Origin of the sequence: Desulfonatronospira sp. MSAO_Bac3, assembly GCF_003838035.1 — a bacterium.
Lineage (GTDB): Bacteria > Desulfobacterota > Desulfovibrionia > Desulfovibrionales > Desulfonatronovibrionaceae > Desulfonatronospira > Desulfonatronospira thiodismutans.
On sequence record NZ_QYZY01000140.1, the window covers coordinates 1 to 2,634 of the forward strand.

Annotated in this window: 2 protein-coding genes; both read right to left on the reverse strand. The window is 53.5% G+C overall.

Annotation, left to right across the window (positions count from 1 at the left end; genetic code table 11):
• Positions 1–79: 79 nt before the first annotated feature.
• Positions 80–1,750, reverse strand: coding sequence for a 2-oxoacid:acceptor oxidoreductase subunit alpha (locus D5S03_RS05055; RefSeq protein WP_008870339.1), 1,671 nt, complete (start codon positions 1,748–1,750; stop codon positions 80–82).
• Positions 1,751–1,757: 7 nt separating this feature from the next.
• On the reverse strand, positions 1,758–2,279 hold the full coding sequence (locus D5S03_RS05060; RefSeq protein WP_008870338.1) for a ferritin family protein: 522 nt from the start codon (positions 2,277–2,279) through the stop codon (positions 1,758–1,760).
• Between the last annotated feature and the right edge of the window lie 355 nt (positions 2,280–2,634).

The window sequence follows — 2,634 nt, forward strand, 5'->3', positions numbered from 1 at the left end:
CCGGGGGTGGTTCGAATCTAAATGACCATTTCCCTTCAGTGACTCTCAGGTCATGTCCCGGGCGAGCCCCGGTGAGGGCTTACAGGATATTATCTGCAATATACTGTCCATCCAGGGGCAGACCGTCGTAACGCAACACATAGGCCATATTAGCCGGCTGGACCATGCTGCTCACCAGCTGGGCGAACTGTGCCGTGGCATTGGATTCAACAAATACAACCCGTTGCGCCCGCTGCAGGTAATCCCTGAAATGCTCCGCATCCAGAGGCCACACCTGGGAAAAGTGCAGCACAGCAGTATTTTCAGACCCCATGATTTCCCTGGCCTCCAGGGCCGGTCCCCGGGTGGAGCCCCAGCAGACCAGCAGGTCTTTTGGGTTTTGCGGGCCTGTATATGCCGGAAGGATTACTTCCTGCTTGAGGATATCTCCCTTTTTCAGCCTTTTGTCCACCATTTTTTTACGTACCTGCAGATCCTCGGTAATGTGTCCGTCCGGGGTATGCTCGTCGCTGTCCAGGACCACTAAGCAGCGGGACATGGCAGGTATAATGCGCGGCGATACTCCACTTGGGGTAAAGGCGTACCTTTCATATTCTTCCTGTACTTCCCCGCAGACTTCCGGGGAGGCAACCGGTTCCAGGATTTCCGGATCAGGCAGGTGAACGTTACGGTAGGAGTCGGCCAGATACTGATCCGTGAGGATAAAAACCGGCCCCTGGCTTTTCTCGGCCAGGTCAAAGGCCCTGCGGGCCAGGACAAAGCATTGCCCGGGGTCTGCAGGAGCCAGCACAGCCCTTGGAAACTCCCCGTGCCCGGAGTAGAGCACTAAGTTGAGATCTCCCTGCTCGGTACGGGTGGGAAGCCCCGTAGCCGGGCCAGGGCGCTGCCCTACCACTATGACAACAGGAGTCTCGGTCATGCCGGACAGGCTCACACCCTCGCACATAAGAGCAAAGCCTCCTCCGGAGGTGGCCACCATGGACCTGGCCCCGGCATAGGAGGCCCCCAGGGCCATGTTTATGGCTGCAATCTCATCCTCTGCCTGTTCCACAACCATACCGAAATCCCGGGCGTAAGAATTCAAGGTCATGGGAATACCGGTGGAAGGGGTCATGGGATAATACGAGCAGAAATTTGCTCCCGCGCACAGGGCCCCCAGGGCAAGAGCCTGGTTGCCTGCAAGCATCAGACCGGCACTGCCTTTGGGCTCATCTAAGTTGAAACCGGCAACACCGCTCTTGGATGCAAATGCATAGGCCTTGTCCAGAACCTCCAGATTTTTGTCCACTGCTTCCGGCTTTTTTTGCTCGAAAGCAGAACGGATGCATCCGGCCGGCATCTCCCGGTCCAGGCCCAGGATATAACTTAGAACGCCCAGGCCCACCACATTTTCGTACAATGCGGACCCGGCCAGGTCTGCAAAAGGGATGTCTACTGCCTCTAAATCTGAAGCCTGGGCGTTTTTGTCCTTCAGGGCCACCGCGCCTGGAGTCAGCTCCTCCCGGTGCAGCTCAAGGGTTTCAGAGTTCAGGGCCACCAGGATATCTATTCCTTGAGCCGGGCCATGCACATTTTCAATCCCGGCCCGTACAGCATAGGTATTGTGCCCGCCCCTGATTCTCGACATGTAGCTCTGGGTGACATGTACCTGGTAGCCTGAACGGATAAGGGCCCTGGTCAGCAGTTCTCCAACAGTGACCAGGCCCTGCCCCGCCTCTCCGCCGATTAGTATGTTCAACTCCCGGCGCATAATAAACCTATGCCCCGTCCAGTCCGGACCTGGCTTTACCCAGGGCCCAGCCTTCCGGGTCTTCGTAATAGTACTGCATATCGCTTAAAAGCACGTAATGCCCCTTTTCCTCCTGAATCATGCGCTTTAAGAAATCGCGCTCCAGGTCCTCGGAGGCTTTTTCCAGGGCCTCTTCGTAAAACTTGACCAGGGCCAATTCAAAATCAATGCCGGCATTGAGGGCCTTGGCAGTAGAATCGCACGGCTTTTCGGATTTGACCTTTTCCGCAAGCTCTTTAAAGGCCTGTCCAGCATCGCTTCCCATATCATCCATGCAACAGGCCTGCTCCAGTCCGGAATCCTGGTCAAGGGCCTTTTCGATCTCCCGGATTCTTTGTATGTGCTGGATCTCGTCATCGCGAAGCATGGAGAAAATCTTCTGCCCCATCTGTGTTGTACATTCTTTGGCTGCCTGCTCATAAAAGGCCTTGCCCTTTTCTTCCATTTCCACAGCCTTGCAGACCCAGTTCTTAAAATTTTCCCTGCTCATGAAAAAGCTCCTTATTTTTCTGGTTGATGAAACAATTATTCCAATTTCTTTTTATGACTTTAGATTTCAGTTGTAAAGATAATAATCATTACTTCTTTGAAAGATGGGGGCTATCTTGCCCTCTTTATGAATTCATCCTCCCAATCCCCAATACCTTAATCCCTTAATTCCCCAATCCCCCAACGCCTACTGATCTCTGATTCAGTGGCTTACTCCTGAAACCCTGTCTTAAAAAAACAAGAAACTTAGACAGGATTAACAGGATTGACAGGATAAGCAATCAGCGGCCGGAAGCCGCAGATTGCATTAGCCATCCAGCACTCACTTTCTTCTGGCATTCATGAGTGCCGGAAAA

Bases quoted from the DNA above. Each gene is read 5' to 3' on its own strand.
- D5S03_RS05055 (WP_008870339.1), bottom strand. From the start codon at position 1,750: ATGCGCCGGGAGTTGAACATACTAATCGGCGGAGAGGCGGGGCAGGGC.
- D5S03_RS05060 (WP_008870338.1), bottom strand. From the start codon at position 2,279: ATGAGCAGGGAAAATTTTAAGAACTGGGTCTGCAAGGCTGTGGAAATG.